Annotated in this window: 2 protein-coding genes and 1 pseudogene; 1 reads left to right on the top strand and 2 read right to left on the bottom strand. The window is 56.9% G+C overall.

Annotated elements, in window-relative coordinates:
* Window positions 1-93 precede the first annotated feature (93 nt).
* Window positions 94-780, bottom strand: a pseudogene (locus BM315_RS24075) (type II toxin-antitoxin system HipA family toxin); the annotation flags it as partial.
* 650 nt (window positions 781-1430) lie between these two features.
* On the opposite strand from BM315_RS24075, the gene BM315_RS24065 reads away from it, so the two are divergent.
* On the top strand, window positions 1431-1754 hold the full coding sequence (locus BM315_RS24065; protein ID WP_280140444.1) for an HU family DNA-binding protein: 324 nt from the start codon (window positions 1431-1433) through the stop codon (window positions 1752-1754).
* A gap of 67 nt (window positions 1755-1821) precedes the next feature.
* Here the strand turns inward: BM315_RS24065 and BM315_RS24060 are convergent.
* Window positions 1822-2079: TraR/DksA family transcriptional regulator (locus tag BM315_RS24060; protein ID WP_170862314.1), on the bottom strand; the 258-nt coding region annotated here is incomplete at its 5' end.

Raw genomic sequence — 2079 nt, 5'->3', positions numbered from 1 at the left:
GGCCGGATGCGCGTGGAACGGGTGGCCGGATCAGCGTGGAATCGGTGGCCGGATGCTCATGGAATGAGTGGCCGGATGACCGCGGAATCCGCAGCCCAACTGCCGAACCGCTCGATAGAAGCAATACTCGCTGCGGAGAATGTCCTGATCCGTCCGACCTGCCTTGTTACGCGCAAATTTCACAAACCAGTGCTGTGCAGCATCTGCATCCGGCAATACAGCATCAGGGTGCAGGGCACCATGACGATCTTCAGTTAGCAGCAGCTTGGGAGCCTCACCACCCGCCCCAGTAGCGCCACCAATGGCAGCCCCCTGCTCGTAGGCATATTCCAGGAAGCGCGAGTCGCGGCTGACCACTTCGTCTCGCGTAAACCCCAACACAGAGCTGCCCGCGATAGCGTCTGCCGACTCTTTGATACGCAGATTTCCAATAGGTGCAGGCGTACAGCGCCCCAATAGGAACAGATCCAGGCTTAGCCCTTGCGGACGCTCGCCACTCAAGCGTTTCAGTAAAAAGCGTCTGGCCGCCCCTGCTGGCAAAATATCGTAAAGAAAAGCAGGGGCCTGCTTACTCCGCCAAGAATCCCAGCCCAGAGGTACGGCAGCACTGACCGCGCAATCCAGGCGACTGCCGATAGCGTCGAGGGCGCTCACCAGATAGCTCTGCTCGTATCCATACGCACAAGGCCCATCCAAGCCGAGATCAGACTGCTCGAAACTAATCCCCATGGCATCCTGCCATCTTCCACCTGCATAGATTTGTAGAGTGAGCTTGTGCATCGCGACCACCGGCAATTTAATGCCTAAAACCTTAAACAAACCATGGGAAAAAGGCAATTAAATGCCGACAAATACTCTACGGCGCTCATGAATAGGCATTTTAATACCCATCACGACCTATGGTAGTGTTGATCCTTTCCACCCCCGCCATCTTTTCCTTAAAAAGACTCGTTACTGACGCCCAACACAACAATACCGCGCCCCCTATTTACGGCATCGGACTGCAGGCTCATCCACAAAACACCATGGTGTTGTTTTTCCGCGATTGCGATGGGCAAAGCACGTAGCCTGCTGATCCGCGATTTCGGCGATGGCAACAGAGCAACGAGGTTATGCGTTACAACCTCAGGTACAGCCTGGCATTCTGCCGACGGTTTTCATCGAGGATATCGAACCGGTGCGCATGTTCGTGCTGCCCCCCGTACGCAAGCAGGACTTAACCCTTCATCCGCGAAAGAGAAAGCCAGGCGATCGACGGTTTATACCCTTTTAGAGTTGAACGTCAGACAGAAAACAGGAGGCCCTGCCTTCAGGTTCGAATACCGTTCCTGCTCGATCAGCCCCCTCACCGCTCGGCTTGAAGCCGAGAAAGCCGTGCGGCAGCAAGGGCTGGAAGTCTGGGCCGTGTTGGATATTCAGCAAGTCACTGAATAAAGCGTGGCTATAATCCATTCCTTTCAGAACGCCAGAAGGAACCGCCCATGAACAAAGCTGAACTGATTGAAGCCATCGCTGCCTCGACTGACCTGTCCAAGGCCACTGCTGGCCGCGCCCTGGATGCCATCACCGGCGCCATCTCTTCTGCCCTGCAAAATGGCGAGAGTGTCAGCCTCGTGGGTTTCGGCACCTTCGCGGTGAAGGCACGCGCTGCACGCGATGGCCGCAACCCGCAAACCGGCGCCACGATCAAGATCGCAGCGGCCAAGCTGCCCGGTTTCAAAGCCGGCAAGACACTGAAAGACGCGGTGAACTGAGCGCGTCTCAGAACGACAAAAGGGCCTGAATTCAGGCCCTTTTTGCATGCGCGCAAGCCACTCAGGCCTAACTCAGATGCCGTTCTAGCAATTCTCGGCGTTGCTTGGCCTCGACGGACAAGGCCGTGGTGGGACTCAACAACAGCCGCTGCAGGCCGATCGGTTCACCGGTCTCGTCACACCAGCCATAACTGCCATCGTCGACCCGCGCCAAGGCTTGCTGGAATGTAGGAAGCATCCTGCGGTCGCGATCGATCAGGTGCAGCAGCGTCATGCGCTCCTCTTCGATAGAGGCGACATCCGCCACATCGATCGGCCGTTCCAG

The organism is Pseudomonas borbori (genome assembly GCF_900115555.1).
GTDB lineage: Bacteria > Pseudomonadota > Gammaproteobacteria > Pseudomonadales > Pseudomonadaceae > Aquipseudomonas > Aquipseudomonas borbori.
Note: the sequence above shows the minus strand (reverse complement) of the source record. Positions and strands in the feature narration are given on the sequence as shown.